This window comes from Burkholderia sp. WSM2232, assembly GCF_000472545.1.
Lineage (GTDB): Bacteria > Pseudomonadota > Gammaproteobacteria > Burkholderiales > Burkholderiaceae > Paraburkholderia.
Genome location: NZ_AWZV01000011.1, coordinates 1 through 21,547 on the forward strand (window position 1 = coordinate 1; position 21,547 = coordinate 21,547).

17 protein-coding genes and 1 pseudogene are annotated in these 21,547 nt (G+C 63.1%); 9 read left to right on the plus strand and 9 right to left on the minus strand.

Annotated features, from left to right (window positions below):
* From F757_RS33420 to F757_RS0111235, 5 genes and pseudogenes are all read right to left on the minus strand, one after another.
* Positions 1 to 242: pseudogene (locus F757_RS33420) on the minus strand (hypothetical protein); the annotation flags it as partial.
* Between the two features lie 8 nt (positions 243 to 250).
* On the minus strand, positions 251 to 4,717 hold the full coding sequence (locus tag F757_RS0111220; protein ID WP_027211470.1) for an ATP-binding protein: 4,467 nt from the start codon (positions 4,715 to 4,717) through the stop codon (positions 251 to 253).
* Positions 4,718 to 4,725: 8 nt separating this feature from the next.
* On the minus strand, positions 4,726 to 5,472 hold the full coding sequence (gene aqpZ, locus F757_RS0111225; protein ID WP_027211471.1) for an aquaporin Z: 747 nt from the start codon (positions 5,470 to 5,472) through the stop codon (positions 4,726 to 4,728).
* Positions 5,473 to 5,711: 239 nt separating this feature from the next.
* Positions 5,712 to 6,356: a response regulator transcription factor gene (locus F757_RS0111230; protein ID WP_027211472.1), complete on the minus strand. Its 645-nt coding sequence runs from the start codon at positions 6,354 to 6,356 to the stop codon at positions 5,712 to 5,714.
* 119 nt (positions 6,357 to 6,475) lie between these two features.
* Complete coding sequence (locus F757_RS0111235) at positions 6,476 to 7,165, minus strand: response regulator transcription factor (RefSeq protein ID WP_027211473.1); 690 nt, start codon at positions 7,163 to 7,165, stop codon at positions 6,476 to 6,478.
* A gap of 288 nt (positions 7,166 to 7,453) precedes the next feature.
* Between F757_RS0111235 and F757_RS36140 the strand changes: the two genes are divergently transcribed.
* Positions 7,454 to 7,768 carry a hypothetical protein gene (locus F757_RS36140; protein ID WP_198021386.1) on the plus strand — a complete coding sequence of 105 codons (315 nt, stop codon included), beginning with the start codon at positions 7,454 to 7,456 and terminating at the stop codon, positions 7,766 to 7,768.
* 331 nt (positions 7,769 to 8,099) lie between these two features.
* Here the strand turns inward: F757_RS36140 and F757_RS0111250 are convergent, their stop codons facing one another.
* Positions 8,100 to 9,500 (minus strand): MFS transporter, encoded by a 1,401-nt coding sequence (locus tag F757_RS0111250; RefSeq protein WP_027211475.1) that lies wholly within the window; start codon positions 9,498 to 9,500, stop codon positions 8,100 to 8,102.
* Positions 9,501 to 9,595: 95 nt separating this feature from the next.
* Between F757_RS0111250 and F757_RS0111255 the strand changes: the two genes are divergently transcribed.
* The 7 genes from F757_RS0111255 to F757_RS0111285 all read left to right on the plus strand — a co-directional run bounded on the left by F757_RS0111255 (position 9,596) and on the right by F757_RS0111285 (position 16,197).
* Entirely contained in the window at positions 9,596 to 10,483 is an 888-nt protein-coding gene (locus F757_RS0111255) for a LysR family transcriptional regulator (protein ID WP_027211476.1), read from the plus strand.
* A gap of 426 nt (positions 10,484 to 10,909) precedes the next feature.
* Entirely contained in the window at positions 10,910 to 11,626 is a 717-nt protein-coding gene (locus F757_RS0111260; RefSeq protein ID WP_027211477.1) for a c-type cytochrome, read from the plus strand.
* Positions 11,623 to 12,966: a c-type cytochrome gene (locus F757_RS0111265; RefSeq protein WP_027211478.1), complete on the plus strand. Its 1,344-nt coding sequence runs from the start codon at positions 11,623 to 11,625 to the stop codon at positions 12,964 to 12,966. The genes F757_RS0111260 and F757_RS0111265 overlap by 4 nt, the downstream gene beginning before the upstream one ends.
* 52 nt (positions 12,967 to 13,018) lie before the next feature.
* A complete protein-coding gene (locus tag F757_RS36145; protein ID WP_198021387.1) occupies positions 13,019 to 13,195 on the plus strand; it encodes a hypothetical protein in 177 nt (58 codons plus the stop codon).
* A 2-nt stretch (positions 13,196 to 13,197) separates the two neighbouring features.
* A complete protein-coding gene (locus tag F757_RS0111275; protein ID WP_027211479.1) occupies positions 13,198 to 13,779 on the plus strand; it encodes a cytochrome c oxidase subunit II in 582 nt (193 codons plus the stop codon).
* A complete protein-coding gene (locus F757_RS0111280) occupies positions 13,766 to 15,391 on the plus strand; it encodes a b(o/a)3-type cytochrome-c oxidase subunit 1 (protein WP_027211480.1) in 1,626 nt (541 codons plus the stop codon). The genes F757_RS0111275 and F757_RS0111280 overlap by 14 nt, the downstream gene beginning before the upstream one ends.
* Positions 15,388 to 16,197, plus strand: coding sequence for a c-type cytochrome (locus F757_RS0111285; protein ID WP_027211481.1), 810 nt, complete (start codon positions 15,388 to 15,390; stop codon positions 16,195 to 16,197). The genes F757_RS0111280 and F757_RS0111285 overlap by 4 nt, the downstream gene beginning before the upstream one ends.
* A 454-nt stretch (positions 16,198 to 16,651) precedes the next feature.
* Here F757_RS0111285 and F757_RS0111290 read toward each other — a convergent pair whose 3' ends face one another.
* Complete coding sequence (locus F757_RS0111290) at positions 16,652 to 18,313, minus strand: methyl-accepting chemotaxis protein (protein WP_027211482.1); 1,662 nt, start codon at positions 18,311 to 18,313, stop codon at positions 16,652 to 16,654.
* A gap of 300 nt (positions 18,314 to 18,613) precedes the next feature.
* On the opposite strand from F757_RS0111290, the gene F757_RS0111300 reads away from it, so the two are divergent.
* Entirely contained in the window at positions 18,614 to 19,414 is an 801-nt protein-coding gene (locus tag F757_RS0111300; RefSeq protein WP_027211483.1) for a bestrophin-like domain, read from the plus strand.
* A gap of 72 nt (positions 19,415 to 19,486) precedes the next feature.
* On the opposite strand, the gene F757_RS0111305 is transcribed toward F757_RS0111300, so the two are convergent.
* Positions 19,487 to 20,029 (minus strand): single-stranded DNA-binding protein, encoded by a 543-nt coding sequence (locus tag F757_RS0111305; protein WP_027211484.1) that lies wholly within the window; start codon positions 20,027 to 20,029, stop codon positions 19,487 to 19,489.
* A gap of 183 nt (positions 20,030 to 20,212) precedes the next feature.
* The gene (locus F757_RS0111310; RefSeq protein ID WP_156923599.1) at positions 20,213 to 21,400 is read right to left on the minus strand and encodes an MFS transporter; all 1,188 of its coding nucleotides are present in this window, start codon (positions 21,398 to 21,400) and stop codon (positions 20,213 to 20,215) included.
* Positions 21,401 to 21,547 lie beyond the last annotated feature (147 nt).

Sequence of the window (21,547 nt, forward strand, 5' to 3'; positions counted from 1 at the left end):
TTTTTCGCCTGCGTTTTTTCGCCTGCGTTTTTTCGCCTGCGTTTTTTCGCCTGCGTTTTTTCGCCTGCGTTTTTTCGCCTGCGTTTTTTCGCCTGTGTTTTCGCCTGTGTTTTCGCCTGTGTTTTCGCCTGTGTTTTCGTCTGCGTTGTTTCGCCTGCGTTTTTCGCCTGCGTTGTTTCGCCGCGTGGTTGACGCGTGGTCGCGGGCAGCGCTGTTCCGCGAATGCGCTCGCCCGCCAGCACCGCTGCGCTCACGCAAGCAACGCGGCTTGCTGCTCGATGCCGTCGAGCATCGCATTGCATCTGTCGATCAGTTCCAGTCCATCGCGGCGCGCGCGCTCCGGCGCCCTGAGTATGCCGCGGCGATACTCCTCGAGCGCGCTGATGAGAGGTGGGTATTGCAGCACGCTCGCCGCGCCCACCACTCGATGAAGCCATTCGCGCACCCGGACCATGTCTGCGTTTTCGAGCAACGGCGCCAGCGACTGAATGTCTTCGCGCACGGAGGAAACGAACGAATCGAGCAAAGCCTTGACCGTCGATTCGCTGCCCCACAATTGCGTCATATGACCCAGGTCCACAGGGACAAACGGCTCCGCCGCCGTCGACGATCCGGCAGTTTCCGACACGTCGGCGATATCGGCCGATGCGGACTGCCAGCCGCTGTCAGTGCCGAACCAGCGGCTCAGATACTCCCGTAGCGTGGCGAGCCGGGTCGGCTTGACAAGGCTCTCGTCCATGCCTGCTTCGCGGCACTGGCGGAGGTCTTCCGGCGCAGTGTTCGCAGTAATGCCGAGAATCGGCAGACGATGTGAACCGCCCTGCTTGCGCTCTTTTTCGCGAATGCGACGCGTCAATTCATAGCCGGACAGGTTCGGCATGTGGCAGTCGGTGATCAGGCATCCGTAACTGGTGTGCTCGAGCGCCGCCAGCGCTTGCGCGCCGTCGTTTGCGACATCGCACGCGAAGCCAAGCAGCGCCAGCTGATGGCGAATCAGCTCCTGATTCACCGGATGATCTTCCGCGACGAGAATCAGACGACCGCTCGCCATTGCCCGCTCGCGGTCGGGTGGCGTGGTAATGCCTTCAGGCACGCGGGCCGCACCAGCCGAAGACGGCGGCGTCGACTGAAGCCCCGTCATGGCCGCCGCGCAAGCCGCGCCCAGGCCGCGCCACGATATCGGGTTGACGCTCAGGCGCACGTTGTCTTCGAGAACGCGATAGCCAGTCGGCTTCACCTTTTCCGTCAGCGATATCACGCGCAGCTTGCGCTTGACGTTCGCTGGCAATGCTATGTCCTCGCTTACAAACAGCAAATCCACTTTACCCAAGGCAGCGCTGCAGCGCAATTCGGCAGCGTCGGCGGGAACACGGCGCAGATCCAGCCCGAGCGCCTGGCCGAAGTGGACCAGCGCCTGGCTGACTCGCGCGTCGTTGGTTGCAACGAGACAGCGCTTGTCGCGCAGACCGCTCACCGAATAACCCGGCGTCTCGACTGGCAGGGCAAGCCGCACTGTCATGCGAGTGCCGCGGCCCAATTCACTGTCGAGCGTCAGCGAGCCGTTCATCAATTCGATCAGCTTGCGGCAAATGGTTAAACCGAGCCCTGTACCGCCGAAGCGGCGGGTAGTGGACGACTCCGCCTGCACGAATGGCTCGAACAGCTTGGCCTGAACGTCGGCCGCGATGCCGATACCGGTGTCTTCAACGACGATCTCGATGGTCTGTTGCCCCTCCGTCTGCTCGGCGACCAATACGCTTACTTCCACCTTGCCTTCAGGCGTGAACTTTATCGCGTTGCCAAGCAGGTTGAAGAGCACTTGCCGCAACCGGACACTGTCGCCGCGCAGGGTGGCGGCCACATCAGGCGCAATGTCCACGCGAACTTTCAGCCCCTTCTCGTGCGCGCGCCCGGCGAGCAGGCCCACGGCGTTGTCGACGAGTTCGCGCAGGTCGATAGGCTCGGCTTCGATGGTCAACCGCCCCGCCTCGATCTTCGAGTAATCGAGCAGGTCGTCCAGGATTTGCAGAAGCGCGCCGGCCGACTCGTGGATCATGCCAAGCATTTCGCCCTGGTCTGCATTGAGCGGCGTGCGCTCCAGTACTTCGACGAGCCCGAGTACGCCGTTCATCGGCGTGCGGATTTCGTGGCTCATCATGGCAAAGAAGTCGTCTTTAGCGCGCGAAGCCGCCTCTGCTACGTCGCGCGCGCGAGCAAGCTCTTCAGCACGTGCATGTTCGATGCTCGCGTCCACCCAATAGCCGCTCCACACGACGCTTCCGTCTGCTTCGCGGCGCGGGACCAGTTCCGCACGGGTCCACTTGAACCCCTGCTCGGGGCCCATACGAAACTCGATGAGCACCGGGGTTTCGAGACGCGCCGAACGCTCGAGTTCGGCGATCACGAACGAGCGGTCTTCACTGCAGATGCGTTCGAAGTCGGCGTGATCGCGGCAGGCACGTCTGATCTGTCCCGCGCCAAGCAGCAACTGCGGCGCGCCGCCGATGTAGGGGAACGAGTAGGCGCCCTCAGGCGTTCGGCGCAGCTGGAACACCACGGCCGGCAACGAACGCGTGACATCGAACAGTCGCCGTTCCGTGTCGCGCGCGCGCATCTCGGCGCGCCGGATGTCGGTAATGTCCACCATGGTGCCGAGCGAACAGACCGGCTGACCGTCATTACCGCGGCAGATGCTCGTCCAGAACAGGCCGTGCCGCAGGTCCCCCGGGGCACGCTCGAACTGAAGCTCGACTTGGGCCATGTCGCCGCCTTCCAGCAAGTCGCGCCGCATCTTGTCGAGCACCTTGCTATTGGTCTCGCCCCACGTCTGCACTTCCATCGTGGTGCGTCCGAGTACCGCCTCGCGGCCATGCCCGCACGCTTGCTCATAGGCTCCGTTGACGGCGATATAGCGGCCTTGTAGATCTTGCGCGACGAGCGGATAGGGAACCATCTTCATCATGGTTTCCTGGAAGTTCAGTTGTAGCGCCAATTCGCGTTCGGTTTTCTTGCGACGCCTGACTTCGCGCTGCAGAAGCAGATATGCGCGCAACGTGACAAGCAGCGCCACGCCGATGCCGATGAGCACAGGCAACAGCCGCACGGCTGAAACGCTCCACGTACCCGTTCCCACCGCATTGCCGGTCACCCAATTCCGCCGGATACGCTGCTTCTCGGCCGGCGGCATGGCCAGCAACGCACGGTCGATCAGCCCGGCGAGCGGAGCCAGGTCGGCGCGCACGGCAAAGTCGAGCGCATCCGACTCGCCCACGGTGCCGAGAATCTTGAGCACACCCGCGTATTGCCGCTTGAGCACGACGTCCACCGCTGCGACGTTTTCCACCACTACGTCCGCTTCGCCAGAAGCGACCATGCGGAGCGCCTCGTCGAGGCTTGGGGCGACGGCCAGATGATCAGCGGGAATGCGCTGGAACGCGAGCGGATCGACACCCGCAACATGCGACGACACCACGACGCGCCGCGCGGCGAAATCGCTGAGCGAACGTGCGGCAGGCTCATCGTCGCGGCCGACCATCACTAGTGGATAGCTCTCGTACGCGCGCGTATGCTGGGCCTGTGCCAGACGCGGGTCGGCGCTCGAGCCCGTGGTGAGAATCGCGAGTTGGCCGCGCTGGAATGCGTCGATCGTGCTCGGCCAGTCGGGTTGCCGCGCACGATTGAACACCACGCCCAGCGTGCGGCTCAGGTATGCCAGGTAGTCGGCGGTAATACCGGCAGGCTGCCCCGAACTGTCGATATAGCTGAAAGGCGGCCAGCTACTGTCGAAGCCGACCTCCAACGGCGGCAGCGAACGTAGCCAGAGCTGCTCCTGTTCCGTCAACTCCAGACGCGGCGTGACTGGCTCGGGCTTTGCGCCGAAACTGCCGGAAAGCCAGTGAACGCGGATTGCCGTCTCCTCGGCCTGCGTCATGGATGCCAGCGCGCGATCGAGGCTGTCGCGCAACGCTACCCGACTGCGTGGCACGCCGAAGCGCAGTTCCGCGCTACGGCTCCTTTCCTCGAAGGCCACGCGCAGACCGCGAAATTCTTCAGTCGCGAGCGCATATTGGACGGCCGGCGTAAATCCCATGTAGACGTCCGAATCGCCGTGGGCCACCGCGGCGAGTGCCGCATGTGTCGACGTGAAGGCACTGATCTCGGCGCGCGGAAAGCGCTCGCGCAACGAGCGCTCGAGCGCAAAACCCTTCTCGATCGATATGGATGCCGCCGCAACCTGCGCGGGGCCTTCGTACGATTCACCGTCTCTGCGAACCACCGCCGAGGTCGACGCGCGGAAATATGGCACCGTGAAACTAATGCAGCGCTCACGCTCCGGTGTGCGCGCGACGCTCAGCAGCAGATCGACTTCTCCCGCGCACGCGGCGGCGAGCAGTTGCGGCATGTCCGGAAACGCCTTGGCCTCGAGCACGACGCCGGGGCCGACGAGCGCGCGCAGATAGTCGACGCTCAGTCCTCTGAGCTGGCCGTCCTGCAGCGCGTCGAACGGCAGCCAGTTGTCCACGAGTACGCCGACAACAATCTTTTGCGGGAATGCCGTTGGGGTCCGCCCCGATGCAGATCCTCCGAGCGGCTCCGCGACGGCCGTCAACTGCGCGGCGGCGAATAAAGATAGCCCAACGAGCCAAATCGACACGCGCCGAAGCGCACGCGCCGCCGCGGCGCTTTTGAAGCGCATGAAAATGAGATGAAGCGACATGGTGCGGGTTAGACGGCTTCGCTGTGCCCATCGGCAAGCGCGGCGGCGGACTGATCCGACCTGCCGCCGAGGAACGAAAACAGAAAGCCCGCGACCACGCCGCCGGACATGGGCGCAGCCCAGAAGAGCCACAGCTGGTCGAGCGCCCAATCGCCGACGAAGAGCGCCTGCGCCGTGGAGCGCGCCGGATTGACGGAACCGTTGGTAACTGGAATAGACACCAGATAAATGAGCGCCAGGCATCCGCCGACGACCACCGGCCCACCCGGCTCCGTCTTGTATCGCGAGGCCACCACGAGACTCACCATGACGAACGCAAACGACAGAACGAATTCGATTACGAGCGCCGAGTGAAGTTTGTAGTCCGAAGGAGAATGGTCGCCAAAACCGTTAGCTGCGAATTCGCTTGCGCCCAGTTCAAAGCCGGGGCGGCCGTTCGCCACATAGACGAGCAGCGCCGCAGCCGCGACGGCGCCGAGAATCTGCGCGGCGATGTAGGGCAGAAGATCTTTGACCGGAAACCGTTGCGCGGCTGTGAAACCGACTGTGACGGCCGGATTGAAATGCGCGCCTGACGTTTCGCCGAACCAGTAGCTGGCCGTGGCGAGCGCAAGACCGAATGCAAGCGAGACCTCCAGTACGCCGTATCCCTGCTGAGCCGAACCGGTGTTCAACACGATGCTGCCGCAGCCGATAAACACAAGCCATGCGGTACCCACGCCTTCGACCAACAACCGCTTCCCTAGCACGGCCATGCCGCCCTCCTGTCGCTATGCGAGGCAAACGACACCGCGTGATTCCGCAGGACACCGCCTCAGGTTCCCGGCTTTGGACGGTTCGGCCTCAAGAAAACACTGCTTCTATGAGGTCAACCTTCGCAAAAGCCCAAGCTAATTCGCAACTATGGAGCGACAAGGCTTGTCGACCAATCAGAAGACTCCTAATTTTGGGACCGCAAGTTGTCGGTATAAGGGGGGCGGCACGACGAATGTCACTATGTCAGACCGATCCGGCGCGCGTACTCGATAAGATCGTCGTCGGTGTCGAGGCCGAGCTTCCGCATGGCGGTACGTTTCTGAGTGCTGATCGTTTTGCCGCTGCGCTGCAGGCGATCAGCAATTTCATGTACCGCCAGACCCCGCGCGTACAGCTGGAAAATTTCCCATTCGCGCGCGCTCAGAATGCCATCGCGCAATTGCGGCACTCCCTGCGTGTCTTTCATCGCAATGCGCACGTTCTCTGACAGATAGACGTCTGCCGCCATTGCCGCCTGAATCGCGTCGATCAGCGCGGCTGTCGTGTCGCGTTTGTCGACTATGGCACTCACGCCTAGACGCAGCAGGCCCGAGAGCATGTGCGCCCGGCCAATCATGGTTAGCACGACGACAGGCGGATGTGCGCGACCGCGCAACACGCGGCGCAGAAACGAAACTGCGTTGTCACCGCCGTCGAGCCCCGGCATGCCGATATCGGTGACGATCACATCGCACTCGCAGACCTCGAGCAATTCGGCAAGGCCGTGGGTGTCGCAGGCTTCCCCGACGACCTCGATGTCCGGTCGGGCACGCAACAGCCTTGTCACGCTGACACGGACGCAGTCGTGGTCGTCCGCCACGATCACGCGGATTTTGTTTGCCATTGTTTTGTTGTGTTATCGACTGGCCCGCCCAGTACAGAAGTACTTCCCCGGACAACGCCAATGCATTTTTATGTTCGCCACGCGGCCCGCGGGCGACCTCTCTCACACCTACCGGTACGCTAACGGCCTTCAGTACGCGTCTCGGATACCACACCGTGCTCCACGGCGAAACGGAACAGTTCAGCGTCGCTATGAAGTGCAAGCTTGCGCATGGCAGTGCACTTCTGAGCGCTAATCGTCTTTACGCTGCGTCCCAGCCTGCTCGCGATTTCGGTAACGCCAAGCCCTGACGCATATTGAGTAAACACTTCGAGCTCGCGCCGCGACAAGACGGAGCGCACAAAATCGAGCCGCTGCATAGCGGTTGCCTCGGCAATCACCGCACGCACGGCGGGGCCGAGATAGCACTCGCCCGCGAGCGCCGTCACGACCGCCACGTGGATCAGGTCGATGCGGTCGCGCTTGCTGATAAGCGCGTGCACGCCGAGGGAGATCACGCTTTGCAGCGCTGTGGCTTCGGTTTCCATGGTGAGGACGACGAGAGCCACGTCCGGATAACGTTTCCGGAACTGCCGCACAGCTTCGATTCCATTGCCATCGGCGCCGCCGGGCATGTAAAGGTCCATGACTACCAGGTCGCAACCTGTGCGCTCGACCTCGGCAAGCAGTTCGGTCGCGTCGCCTGCGCGACCGACTACCTCCACGTTCGGGTAGCCGCTCATCAAATTTTCTATTGCCAACAGCACGAGCGGATGATCGTCTGCGATGATCGCCCGGACCGGCGTGCTTATTTCAGCGGTGTCGCCCATCGTCTGCCTCTTCTCCATATCCTGACTACCCCTCACCATCCGGCGGGCGACTGGCCCTGCTTGATCTTTGAACATTCCGGCGGGATTAAACATAAGAGCGATCCGAAACAGCCTGCGTCATTCAGCCGATTATTCCTTAGATATACGATACATATATAAGAATCGCAGTGAATCGAGACGGGTGAGAATAAACCATGATCGTTAGTAACGCCAAGTGTTTTGGGTGCATCGTGAATTTGCCGAATAACAGTGCGGCGATGACACCCCGAAGCAGTGGCAATTTCCGCAATGAACTCACCTTCGACGAACATTCTGACGATCGCCTCCTGCGGTCCCGACAGAGGCAGTGCAAGCGGTCGATCAAGCTCGACTTCGCATGGTCTTCCGGGCATCCGCAAAAGCGCGCCACCGATGCACTGGACGATGCTGGTAGCCTCGCCGATCATATGCGGCAATTCGCGCGTCGACTCCGTCCTGCTCGGCAAGCGGGTGGCGCGCCGCGATGCGGGCGCATGTAGCGGTGGCAGTTTGCCTGAGACCGGCATCCCGACGACGGGTGAGGATGATTCGAACGCGCGCTCGGAATACTCTCGCGCAGTGTAGGAATAGTTGTTACGTACGTCGAAAGATTGAGACGTTCGACGCACATTCGGCGCGAACGATTGTCGATGCGAGCACGAGGTGCGCCCAATAAATCACCATCGGGCACAGAACAGAAATGGGAACGTTCAGGATTCTGAAGTGCGGCGCGTCGACGAGAAAAAAGCTAAATATTCAGAATGAATAATTCGAGAGAATCCGCGCAATGAGATTAGCGCAGGAAACTTGCCTGCCATTAATGCCGACATTCGCCACATGTTCAACATGCGCAACATGCAGATAAGCGCCGCGCAGGCCGGCAACGCGCCGACGCCGCCAGCCCGGTTGACGTCCGTCATCCAGCATCGCAGGTTTGACCCACGAGCGGGCGCTCGGTCCGCTGCGGGCGAGGGAAAACCGGCAGTGCGATCAGCGCGCTGACGCTGGCCACCGCCCACACCATCGGCCATGACCCGAGCGATAGCAACAGCGGGATGGCGAGCGGCGTCAGGAAAAGCGTGAGGAAAACGCAGGTATTGCCGATTGCCAGCGCGGTCCCCGCGCGCTTCGTGCCGGCGAGCGTCGCGAGTTCGGTGAATGCCACGCCGTGCCATGCGGACGCGCTAACGCCGCCAAGCACGGTCATCGACGCGAGCAGCCACGTGATTGTCGTGACCGCGGCGTGCTGCATTCCGGCGCCTGCGGTCGCAAGCGCCAGCGCGGCGAACAGCACCGCCGTCAGCAGACTGCAGCCGCGCATGTAGGCGCGCCGATTGCCGCGCCGGTCGGTCCACCTGCCGCTCCAGACCCGCGCGATGCCGGCGCCCACCTGCACAGCGGCCATTGCAATGCTGATCAGCAACACGTCGGCGTGGCCGAAGTCATGCAGGAACACGGTTCCAAAGGTCACGACCGCAAGCTGCGGCACGCACAGGGCGCCGGCTGCGAGCGCGACACGCCAGATGCCGATCTCGCGCAACGGCGAGCGGGCAGGCGCACGGAGTTCGCGTGTGGCGTCAGGAACGCGCAAAGCAGGCGCGCCGCTCAGCACATTGTCAGCACTCATCCTCCGCGGCACGCGAGCCCCCTCCTCTTCATCGTGCACGTGCGCCTCGCCAGCCTCACTTTGCACAGGCTCATGCAGCCATTGCCATGCAAACGCCGCCGTTATCGCGCAAGCCAGCGCCAGCACCGCATATACACTCACGAAGCCAAACCTGGCCGCCAGCACTGGCAACAGCAGCGCACCCAGTCCGCCGCCCGCGGGCACCGCCGTTTGACGAATGCTCATCGCCAGCCCGCGCTCTCCTTCCTGAAACCATGCCATTACGGCGCGACCGCTCGAGCCGTTGACGCTGCCCCCGAGCAGCCGCACCAGCAACAAACCGAGCGCAAGCGTCGCGATGTGAGGCACATGCGAGCCGAACGGCGCGACAAACACCGCGAGGCCGGCGAGCGCCGCTGCCGTCGAAAGAAGCCCCAACAGCAACACGCGGCGGTCGCCCCAACGGTCCGTCAGCAGCCCCCACGGCAGTTCGCTCACCGCGATGCCCAGACCAAGCATGCCGAGCACGAATCCCAAGCCGTCGTTACCAAGGTGATAACCGGAGCGCAGATAGACGGCTGTCATGGGAATACCCGAGAACGCCGCCGAAAAGCTCGCGTTCGCCGCGAAGCCCACGCCCAGCACCTTCCACCTGTGGCTCGCCGGGCGGCTGCCTGCTATCAGGCGGCTTGCCGTCAATCCATTTGCCATGCTTCCCTCCACGATGAGTTCGAGGGTATGCTACGGCGACCAGCAACATCGGAAAAGCCGGAAATTCAGATGTCATCCATCGGAGCGACCGAAATATGAGCCAACGCGGTTTCGAGCTCGCGCAGTTGCGCACCTTCGTCGCCGTCGCCGACTCGGGAAGCGTTTCGGCAGGGGCGGAACGCGTCTTTCTATCGCAATCGTCGGTGAGTGAACAGTTGAAGAAGCTCGAAGAGCGCGTCGGCCAGCCGCTCTTCGTGCGCAGCAAGCAGGGCGTGAGCGCGACGCCCGCCGGCAGCCGTCTGCTCGAACACGCGCGACGCATTATCGCAATGAACGAAGCGGCGTTCGAAGACCTGCAAGGCCGCCTGCTCGACGGCGAGTTGCGCATTGCAGTCACGGACTACTACCGCCCCCACGACGTGGCCCGCATCCTCAAGACGTTTTCAGAGCAGCATCCGCGGCTCAAGCTTCATGTCACCGTGCTGCCTAGCGCCGTGATCGACAGCCAGGCCGGCGACGACGCGTCGTTCGACATCGGCCTGTCGTTACGGCTCGTCGCCGGCAAGCCGAATGCGCCGGCCCCGCGCGGCGGCGTGCGGGGCACCGTCGTGCGGCGCGAGAAGCTCTTGTGGGTGAGCGCCGCCGACGCGAGTCCGCGGCCGGCCGTGCCCTATCAGCTTGTGCTGTTGCCCACGAGCTGCCAGTTGCAGCGCTTTGTGGTCAAGCTGCTCGACGAAAACAAGGTGCCCTATGTGGTATCGCACTCCGCCTCGGGCGTGGCCGGGTTGCAACTGGCGCTGAAGGCCGGGCTCGGCATTTCGTGTCTGAATGAGTCGTCGATTGGTGCGGGCGTGGTCGCGTGCCCACCCGGCATCGGCTTGCCCGCATTGCCAGCCGTCGAATTTCATCTATTGCCTGGCCGCATTGGCGAGAGTGAACAGGTGAGCAATGCGCGCACAGCGTTGATGCGGCTATTCAGTTGAGTACATCAAAAGATCACATTCGCAAGCCAATGCTTGTTGCCATGCCTCGCTAATAGATGTGTTGAAAGCGCGCTGAACCGCATCTATGATGGTCAGAGACGAATCAACGAACCCATGCAATCTGGGCCACGAACATTGTGCAATCAGGCGTCAATCAGGCCGTGCATCAGCCGCCGCGTCGGGGCGCATTCACGAGCGTGATTGATTTCGATCAAGCAATTGCTTTGCCATGGCGAATCAGCTTCTGCCATCCAGAATAAGCTTCCTTTTGCTGTCCGACACTGTCAGTCTGAAGCTGCCGTAATAGAGAAAGTCGAGAAAGCGGTAAAGCGGCTTGTGCGTGGCATATCACGGCTGGAACACGATCCAGCCTGATATGCAGCTGAAGCAGAACCTATAAAAGAACGTTCCCCAGCGAGGCCCGACGTGCATCGTAGAGCTTTGGGATTTGCCGTTGTGTTCGTGTTTCACCTGTTGTGGAGCGGCACCGCGCTCGCGGCCGGTGCAGTGGCCGGGGCCATGCCTTCGGCCATGGACGAACGCGTGCGCGCCTGTACCTCGTGCCACGGCGTGCAAGGTCAAGGCCTGAACAACGATTATTTTCCACGCATCGCGGGCAAGCCCGCCGAGTATCTGTTCAATCAGCTAACCGCATTTCGCGACGGCGGCCGCACCTATCCGCCAATGGGTTATCTGGTCGCGTTTCTGCCGGACGAGTACCTGCGCAAGATCAGCCAATATTTCGCCGACCTTCAGCCGCCCTATCCGAATGCCGATCAGTCCGACGTCACGCCGGCCGTGCTTGCCGCGGGTCAGCGGCTCGTGCAGCAAGGCGACCCGGCGCGCAAGATTCCCGCGTGTATCGCGTGCCACGGCGAGCGCATGACCGGTCAGCAGCCGGGCATTCCTGGTCTGCTCGGTCTGCATGCCAGTTATATCGCTGGGCAGATGGGCACATGGCGCTCGGGCACCCGCCATGCGCTCGCGCCGGACTGCATGCGCTCGATTGCCGTGAAACTAACCGACAAGGACATCACCGCCGTCTCCACGTGGCTTGCGCGGCAACCGCGTCCATCCGACCCGCGACCCGCGCCGGCATCGGCGAAGCGCTTGCCTCTCGCATGCGGGAGCCAACCGCAATGAAATCGCTACTTCGTTCTCCTCGCCTGCTGACGCGTCGCCGCTTCTCTCTGCTGGTCGCGGTCGCGCTCGTGACCGGCAGCGCGCTGCTCGGCCGCATGTATGCTCCAGCGCCGCTTCTGGTCGCCGAAGCACGTGCAGCGGAAAAAGCGCAGCCAGCCAAAGCCAGCACTTCCACCGACACCCGCCCGGACATCGTCAAACGCGGCGAGTATCTTGCGCGCGCCGGCGACTGCGTGGCATGCCACACTGCGCCGCGCGGCAAGCTGTTCGCGGGCGGCCTCGCGATGGAAACGCCGTTCGGCACGCTCTATTCGCCCAACATCACGCCGGACGCGCAATACGGCATCGGCACATGGAGCGAGGAGGCCTTCTTCCGCATGATGCGCACAGGCATCACACCCGAAGGCAACCTGCTGTACCCCGCGATGCCGATCGCGCAGTACACCAAGGTCACGCGCGAGGACTCGGACGCGATCTTCGCCTACCTGAAATCCGTCGAACCGGTGCGGGAGGCGAATCGCAAGCACACGCTGCGCTTTCCGTATAACCAGCGCAAATTGCTGTACGGCTGGCGCACGCTGTATTTCCGCGAGGGCGAATTCAAGCCCGACCCGAGCCGTTCGGTCGAATGGAACCGCGGCGCGTATCTCGTCGAAGGGCTCGGGCACTGCACGATGTGCCATACCAAGATCAACATGTTGGGCGGCTCGTCGCAAAGCGAGCAGTTCGCCGGCGGGCTGATTCCGGTGCAAAACTGGTACGCGCCCTCGCTCACGTCCGACAAGGACGGCGGTCTCGGCGACTGGAGCATCAAGGACATCGTCGATCTGCTGCAAGCGGGGATCTCTGACCGTGGTGCGGTCTATGGCCCGATGGCCGAGGTCACGTATCACAGCCTGCAATACATGACCGACGAAGACGTCAGGGCAATGGCCGTGTATCTGAAAACGCTGCCTGACAACAGCGGCCGCAAGACCGGCCCGAGTGCAGCCACGGACACGAACCTGTTCGCGCTCGGCGAAAAAATCTACGGCGACAAGTGCGCGCTGTGTCACGGCGCGAAGGGCGAGGGCCAGTTGCAGCACTACCCGCCGCTCGCAGGCAACCAGTCGATAGAAATGGACTCCGCGGTCAACCCGATCCGCATCGTGCTGAACGGCGGCTTCCCGCCCGGCACGAAGCGCAATCCGGAGCCCTACGGCATGCCGCCTTTCGCGCAGGAACTGAACGACACCGAGGCCGCAGCCGTCGTGACCTATATCCGCACCGCGTGGGGCAATCACGGCAAGCCCGTGACCGCGCACGAGATCAACGAACTGCGCAACGCGCCGCTGCATTAACGACACGGCGGCCGCTACCGCCCCTGCATCGGAACCTGGAGAAGCCTTGAAAATGGAAGCGAACGAAACGCGCAGCGCGCGCCCGCCCACGGAAGAAGAGCTCGAACGCGTGGTGGCCGCCGGTCCGCACGGCGCGGTTGCCGTGGCGGGCGTCGCCACGCTGATCGTCATGGCGATCTGGTTTGCCTTCTATTTCCTCGTGTTCCTGCCGCGCGGCGTCGTGCACTGATCATGTCCACTCATTCCCCCGACTCCCAACACCCGCCAGGCAGCGGCCACGCAGTCGCCGCCCGCGCTGAACGCCGCTGGGCCATCTTTGTGAGCGCGCTGATCCTGCTGATGCTCGCCGTGATCGTTTTCTCCGGGCTGCACTGGGCGATGATGCCGCCATCACGTGTGGAAACGATCGACCCGTCGCGGCTGCAACTCTCGGGCGAATTCGTCGAAGACAATCTCGGCAGCGCGGTCGAGCCGGACGGCTCGGTGGTGGTGCGCTTCATCGCGCAGCAGTATTCGTTCACGCCACAGTGCCTGCTCGTGCCGGCAGACACGCCCATCACGATTCGCGCGACGAGCGCGGACGTCGTGCACGGCCTGCTCATTACGGACACCAACATCAACACGATGGTCGTACCCGGCTACGTCGCCACACTCGACACCCGCTTCGACGCGCCCGGCGACCACACCATGCCCTGTCACGAGTTCTGCGGCTTCGGTCATCAGGCCATGTGGGCGCACGTGAAGGTGATCGACAAGGCGGCCTTCTTCGAACAGGCACGACAATCACGGAGGCTGAGCTGTGTTTCACGCTAAGCGACTCGTTCTCGCACATTTCTGGCTCGCCTTCATCGCGTTTCTCATTGCGCTCTTTCTCGGCGCGTGGCAGATGCTGGTGCGCAGCCCCCTCGCCCCGTGGATCGGCGACCCCGAGCTCTACTACCGCTCCGTGACCGCGCACGGTTCGGTCATGGCCTACGTGCTGCCGACTCTGGTGTCGATGGGCTTCGGCTACGCAATTGTCGAGCTCGCACTCGGTCAGCGCCTCGCCGGCCTCAAATGGGCGTGGGCCGCGTTCATCATGCTGACGGTCGGCGCGGTGATGGCAATGGTGCCCGTCGCGCTCGGCAAGGCCTCGGTGCTCTACACCTTCTATCCGCCGATGATCGGCAGTCCGTTCTATTATCTCGGCGTCGTGCTGGTCGTGGTCGGCTCCTGGATCTGGGTCGCGCTGATGCACGTGAATCTGCGGATCTGGAGGCGCGCGAACCCCGGCAAGCCCGTGCCGCTCGCCATGTTCGCCAACGTCGCCGGCGCCTATCTGTGGGCGTGGACCGCCGTCGGTGCGGCGCTCGAAATTCTGTTCCAGATCCTGCCGGTTGCGTTCGGCCTCAAGAATACGATCGACGCTGGCCTGTCACGCGTCCTGTTCTCGTGGACGCTGCACGCCATCGTCTACTTCTGGCTGATTCCCGCCTATATCGCGTACTACACGCTCGTGCCGCGCGCAATCGGCGGACGGCTTTACAGCGATTCGATGGCGCGCGTCTCGTTCATTCTGTTTCTCGTTTTCGCGATGCCGATCGGCATTCACCATCTGTTCGCAGACCCGCAGGTCGGCTCGGGCTTCAAATTCCTGCACGCGGTTTTCACCGGCATGGTCTCAGTGCCCACGCTGCTGACCGTGTTCACGATCTGCGCGTCGGTCGAGATTGCTGGACGGCTGCGCGGCGGCAAGGGTGCGTTCGGCTGGCTCACGGCCTTGCCCTGGCAAAACCCGATGATGCTCGTAGTCGCGTTCTCGTTTGTCATGCTCGGGCTCGGCGGCGCTGGCGGCCTGATCAACATGAGCTATCAACTGAACACCACGGTGCACAACACGCAGTGGGTCACGGGGCACTTTCACCTGATCTTCGGCGGCGCAATCGTGATCATGTACTTCGCGATTGCCTATGAACTGTGGCCGCAACTGACGGGCCGCGCCATCGTCTCTCTGAGACTCGTGCGCACCCAGTTGTGGCTGTGGTTCATCGGCATGCTCGTGGTGACGCTGCCGTGGCATTACGTCGGCCTGCTCGGCGCGCCGCGTCGCATGGCCTACTACGACTACCAGATGCCGGGCCTCGAAGCGCAGGCGTTCTGGGTCGGCATGTCGGCGGTGGGCGGCCTTGTGCTCGCCGTATCGGGCGCGCTCTTCATCTATATTCTGGCGAAGTCGCAATTCGGACCCGCGGTTGCGCAACAGGGGTTCCGGTTTGCAAGCCCCGTGCATCCGGTGGAACGCGTGCCGGCGGCACTCAACACTTTCGGCTTGTGGGTGGCGTTGATGATCGGCCTCACTGTCGTCAACTACAGCGTGCCGATCTTTCAATTGCTGACACTACCGCAGACTTCGGTGCCAGCGGTCGTCGTTGGAGCACAGCGATGAGTCAGGAACGCGTCTTCAGCTTGCGCAACCCTTGGTTCACGGTGAGCGTCGGCGGCACGGTCGCCATTGCCGCCGTTTCTATCCTGATCGGCTTTGTCTGGCTGCCTTCCGCTAACAGTGCCTTCGCGAACCGTGGCTTGTGGGCAACCATCTGCGGCGCGGCGGGCGTGCCGTCGAGCTGGTATAGCGGCGCGAATATCAGCGGCCCGGCACCGAGCGACGTGGTCGTGCTGCCGCCGCTGCGTCGCGTGCGAGCCGATGCGATTTCTATCGGCCGTGGCGCGACCATCGCCACGCAGAATTGCTCGATGTGCCACGGCGTCGTCGGCAACGTGCAGATCACCGCGCCGGCATTGGCCGGCCAATACGCGGACGTGGTCTACAAGGAGTTGCGCGATTACCAGCAAGGCGTGCGGCAGAACGCAATCATGCAGCCCATTGTTGCCGCGCGCAGCGACCAGGACCTGCACGATCTCGCGGCGTACTACGCGTCGCTGCCGCGAAGTCCGGCGGCGGAAGTCGCGCCTACCGGCAGCACGCCCGATGCGACTGCCGTGCGCCTCGCGATGCAGGGCGACCCGCAGCGCAATATCGCGCCGTGCGCCGCGTGTCACGGACAACTCGACCGCAAGGGCTCTGCACCGTGGCTCGGCGGGCAGTCATCCATTTATCTTGCTGCGCAAATGCGGGCGTTTGCTTCAGGCGCACGTCACAACGACATCAATGAACAGATGCGCAATGTCACGCGGAAGATGACGTCCGCGGAGATCGACAGCCTCGCGAAGTATTACGCGACCATGCAGTAGAGAGCCGAGCGGCGCGTCTGGCCGTCATGGCCGGGGCAGCGCGTTCGGCGCGCATTCGCTGATGAGGGCGCCTTCAAGCGATGGGAGCAGCGCGGCGAGGTGTGACATGACAGGAGTTGACGGCACCACGCCTATACGACCCCCGCGTCGTGAGCTAGGCGCCGGTTGTGACCTTTGTGCCGTGACCTTTGTGCCGTGACCTTTGTGCCGTGACCTCTGTGCGGGCACTTTTGTGCGGGGACCTACGAGCCACGACCTACGTGCCGTCACCTCCTTGCCGTACCTTTGTGCCGTGACCTTTGCGCCGTGGCCTTTGTGCCGTGACTTTTGTGCGGGGACCTACGAGCCACGAGCCACGAGCCGCGACCTACCGGCCGTGACCTAACGCCCCGGCCTACGCGACCTGCCCTACGCGCCCCACCCTCGCAGCCAAAGCACCCCGGGCCCCCGAACCTCAAGCCGCGGCCCACTCATCTGCCGGCTTCGGCACCGACGGCTCCCTGACACCCTCGCCGCTGCGATCGCGCAAGCCCCCGAGACCATGCGGCGCCGACGAACCGCCATCCGTCCTGAACACCGCCACCGCCGCGCTCAGCCTTCGCGCCTGTTCCTCCAGTGAACTCGCGGCCGCCGCCGCTTGCTCGACGAGCGCAGCGTTCTGCTGCGTGACTTCGTCCATTTGCGCGACGGCGAGATTCACCTGGTCGATGCCGGTGCTCTGCTCGTTTGCCGCCGCTGCGATCTCGCCCATGATCGAACTGACGCGCGAAATGGCCTGCACGATCTCGCTCATCGTCGAGCCGGAGCGTTCGACCAGTTGCGAGCCGTTTTCGACCCGCGCCGTCGATGCCTCGATCAGCGCCTTGATCTCCTTGGCGGCCGCAGCGCTTCGCTGTGCCAACGAACGCACCTCGCTCGCGACGACCGCAAAACCGCGGCCCTGCTCTCCGGCGCGCGCTGCTTCGACGGCCGCGTTCAGCGCCAGAATGTTGGTCTGAAAAGCGATCCCTTCGATCACGCCGACAATGTCGGCGATGCGCCGCGAGTCGTCGACTATCTCGTGCATCGTCCCCACCACTTTCTCCGTTAGCTCGCCGCCCTGTGCGGCCAGGGTCGACGCGCCCTGCGCAAGCGAGCTCGCTTCTTTGGCATTGTCGGCAGTCTGCTTGACTGTCGACGTGAGCTCCTCGATGCTCGCGGCCGTCTGTTCGAGCGACGCGGCCTGTTCCTCGGTACGCTGCGACAGATCCGTATTGCCGGCGGCGATTTCGCTCACGCCGCTATCGATAGATTCCGTGCCTTGACGCACCGAGCTGACTGTCGCGATCAGCGACTCCTGCATCTTGCGCAGCGCCGCGGCGAGACGTCCCATTTCGTTATTGCTCGTCACGACGATGCGGCCCGTCAGGTCGCCGTTGGCGATCCGCTGGAATTGCGCGATGGTGGCATCGACCGGACTCACGATTGCACGAACCAGCACGGCACGGCCGATCAGCGAGCCCACCAGCGAAACGACGATGCCGATCGCGACCGTCACGCAGATCGCGTAAAACAGGTCTTGCGCGCTCTGATAGCGCTGCGCGCCGTGGTCGAGCTGCAACTGTTCGAGCGCGAGCATCGCCTTTTCGTACGCGCTGTACAGCGAGGGCAGCTTGTGCGCCTGCAGTTGCTGGAACGTGGGGCGGTCGCCCGCCTTCAGCGCGGCTAACGCCGGCTCGACGCCCTCGTGCAGGAACGTGTCACGCTTCGTCTGCATGTCTTTGATGAGACGCTGCTCGTCGTCGTCGGCACTCGCGCGGCTCACATAGTGGGCAAGCCGCTCGTCGGAGCCCTTCTGATATTGAGCGAAACGCTTGAGCACCGCATCAGCGCCGTCCTGATCGTTCAGGTCGACGAGCGACGCGTAGGTGGCCAGCGCGAGGCGCAGCCGCAACAACTGGCCGGCGCTGCCCTCGAGATCCGCGACGGCGGGGGTATCGACGGTGTACATCTGCTGCAGCGACGCATTGCTCGAGCGCAGCGACAGAAGCCCGGCCGCTGCGCCTAGCAGCAGCGCAACGGCAAAGAACGCGATCATCAAGGTAAGGCAACTGCGAATCGACAGGTTTTTCAGCATCGGGCTAGTCTCCATATGGGCTGCCTGACCGAATACTCAGTGTGAATGTGCCCCGGCCACGCATGCTGCGCCCAAGCCCCTTCCGGCATGGTTCGCAACTTTTGTCAGAATTTAAGCGAATGCCACACATAGGGACTACGGCTGATTACCTGAAAACTTTATGGTGGGGCCGCAAGCGTTTGCGTCACATCAAATGACGACGGCAGCGAGCCGCGCCTCGAGCGCGGCGACGGCGTGTTTGCCTCGTGCCCTCGCGCGAGCGTGGCAGCAAACGACGCGAGCATCAATAGGAGCATTTCTATGTCGGAAATTGGCTCGGCTCTACTGGTCTTCGTTCTGCTGCTCGCGGCCACGGGTTTCGGCGTCTGGGTGCGGCCTTTGTTGCCCGAAGAACACAAGGCGCACGAAACCGTGCAACTCGTGCAACTGGTAATCGGCATGCTGGTGACGTTCGCGGCGCTGGTGCTCGGTCTGATGACGGCGTCGGCAAAATCGAGCTTCGACACGGCGGCCAACGATCTGCGCACGTATGCCGCCGACATCATCGAACTCGATATGACGTTGCGGGAGTACGGCAGCGATACGGACACGGCGCGCAAACTGTTGCGCGTCTACACGGCGGCGGCAATTGCATCGACATGGCCGCAAGAGCCGGCTCCGGCCGGCGACTATCCGAAAAACATCGGCACGACCGTCAACTCGCAGAAGCTGGAAAACGCGCGGCTTGGCGAACTGCTGACGGCCGTGGGCCAGCAATTGCGACAGTTGCGCGCGCATGACCCGCTGCAGCAGCGCGCGCTCGACGACGGTCTGACGCAGTTTCGCCGCGTGGTGGACGCGCGCTGGAAGATCATCGAGGAAGCGCACAGCTCGATTTCGCAGCCCTTCTTCAAGACGCTGACGTTCTGGCTCTGCGTGATTTTCCTGAGCTTCGGGCTGATCGCTCCGCGCAATGCGCTGGCGCTGGTGACCATTTCGCTTGGCGCAGTGTCGATCGCGTCCGCGATTTACGTGATCGTGGATCTGGATACGCCGCTGACCGGGCCGATCATGATTTCCAGTTCGCCGATGCGGGATGCGTTGGTGCATCTGGAGCGGTAGCGCGCGCGGGGCGGCATGAAAAAACCCCGCGGAATACGCGGGGTTTTTCTGGGAGATGTCGCGAGCGTGAGCTTAAAACGGAATATCGTCGTCCATCTCATCAAACCCGCCGCCTGCCGGCGCGCTCGGACGGCTGGAACCGCCGCCGCCACCACCACTGCCGCCACGCGACCCACCGCCCGACATCGCGCGGCCGCCGCCGCCACCGCCACCGCCACCGCTACGTTCGGACGGCTCGCCGCGGCTGTAGCCGCCTTCGTCGCCGCCGCCCATCGAGCCGCCGCGGCCACCGAGCATCTGCATCTGTTCAGCAACGATTTCCGTCGAATAACGGTCCGTGCCGTCCTGCGCTTGCCACTTACGGGTGCGGATGCGCCCTTCCAGATAGACCGACGAGCCTTTCTTCAGATATTCGGACACGATCTCCGCGAGGCGGCCGAAGAACGACACGCGGTGCCATTCGGTGGCCTCCTTCATCTCGCCGGAAGCCTTGTCCTTGTACCGATCCGTCGTGGCAAGGCGGATGTTCGCCACTGCGTCGCCGCTCGGAAGATAACGGACTTCCGGATCGGCTCCGAGATTGCCGACGAGAATGACCTTGTTCACGGATGCCATGAGTTTCTCCTGTTGATTCCATTGCGGGCGGCACGGCGATTCGCGGTTCCCGTCTCGTGGCCAAAGGGCCCGAGACTGAAAGTGCGCCTCTGCCCGCCGCCGGGTGAGTTCTGGGTGATGCCGGGATATGCCCCGAGCGCGATTCGCGATGCGGAGACGCCGGTCGCACCGCGAAAAATCCTCTTATGCCTTGCGCGGCGGCTGTTTCATCTTTGCGGCGATTATAAGCCAGCATAAGACGAGCCCCGAGCAGGTGAAAAATACCGCGCTTTGCCCATCTACTTTCAGCAGCCAGCCGCCGATCATGCCGCCGAGCGCCAGACCGATGGATTGCGTGGTGTTGTACACGCCGGCCGCCGCTCCCTTGCGATTGCCCGGTGCCAGCTTCGACACCAGCGAAGGCTGCGACGCCTCGAGAATATTGAAGCCGAGAAAGTACACAAAAAGGATGGCGGCCACACTCAGAATCGTATGCGGAGCGACGCCCAATAACAACTGTCCGAACAGGATAAGAGCAATGGCCGAAAGCAGCACCGTCTTCATCTGTCCGCGCTTTTCGGCGGCGATGATAGCGGGCACCATCATCACGAACGAAAGCCCCATGACGGGCAGATATACCTTCCAGTGCGACGCCACCGGCAGGCCGCCGGCCTCCAGAATGCGCGGCACGACGAGGAACAGCGCCGTTTGAGTGGCATGCAGCACGAGCACGCCGAAGTTCAGGCGCAGCAACTCGACGTTGTGCAGCACTTCGGCGAACGGCGCGCGCACGTGCACGGGCGTCGGCGCATCCGGCACGACCCATAGTACGACGCCCACCGCCAGAATCGAAAACACGCCGACGAGCGTGAACAGGCCGCTCATGCCGACCCAATGAAAAACGATCGGTGCGCCGACAATAGCAACCGCGAACGAAATGCCGATGCTGCCGCCGACCATCGCCATTGCCTTGGTGCGGTGCTCCTCGGCGGTCAGGTCGGCAATGAATGCGATGACCGCCGAGGACACCGCGCCCATCCCCTGGATCACCCGGCCCACGATAATCCATGTCATGTCGTGCGCGCCCGCCGCAACAAAGCTGCCGAGCGCGAAAATCAGCAGCCCCGTCGCGATGACCGGCTTGCGGCCCACCTTGTCGGAAACCCAGCCGTAAAAAATGTAAAGCATCGACTGCGTGACACCGTATGCGCCGAGCGCAATGCCGACCAGCAATACGTTCTCGCCGCCGGGAATCGTCTTCGCGTAGATCGAGAACACCGGCATGATCATGAAAAGACCGAGCATGCGCAGCGCGAAGATGGCGGCAAGCGACACGGTCGCGCGCAGTTCAGGCGCGCTCATGCGTGAAGATGTGGCGGACGGATTGGACATCGGAAGCGTTCTTTGAATGAGCTGGTGACGCAGCGCGCACGCCACGACCGGACGGCTTTGCACGTGAAGGCCGCGCGGCACGCGGCGAGGCCTCGCCGGCAGCCGGACACCAACCCGGCGCTGCTGTTCGTGCGTTGCTAGTGCCTC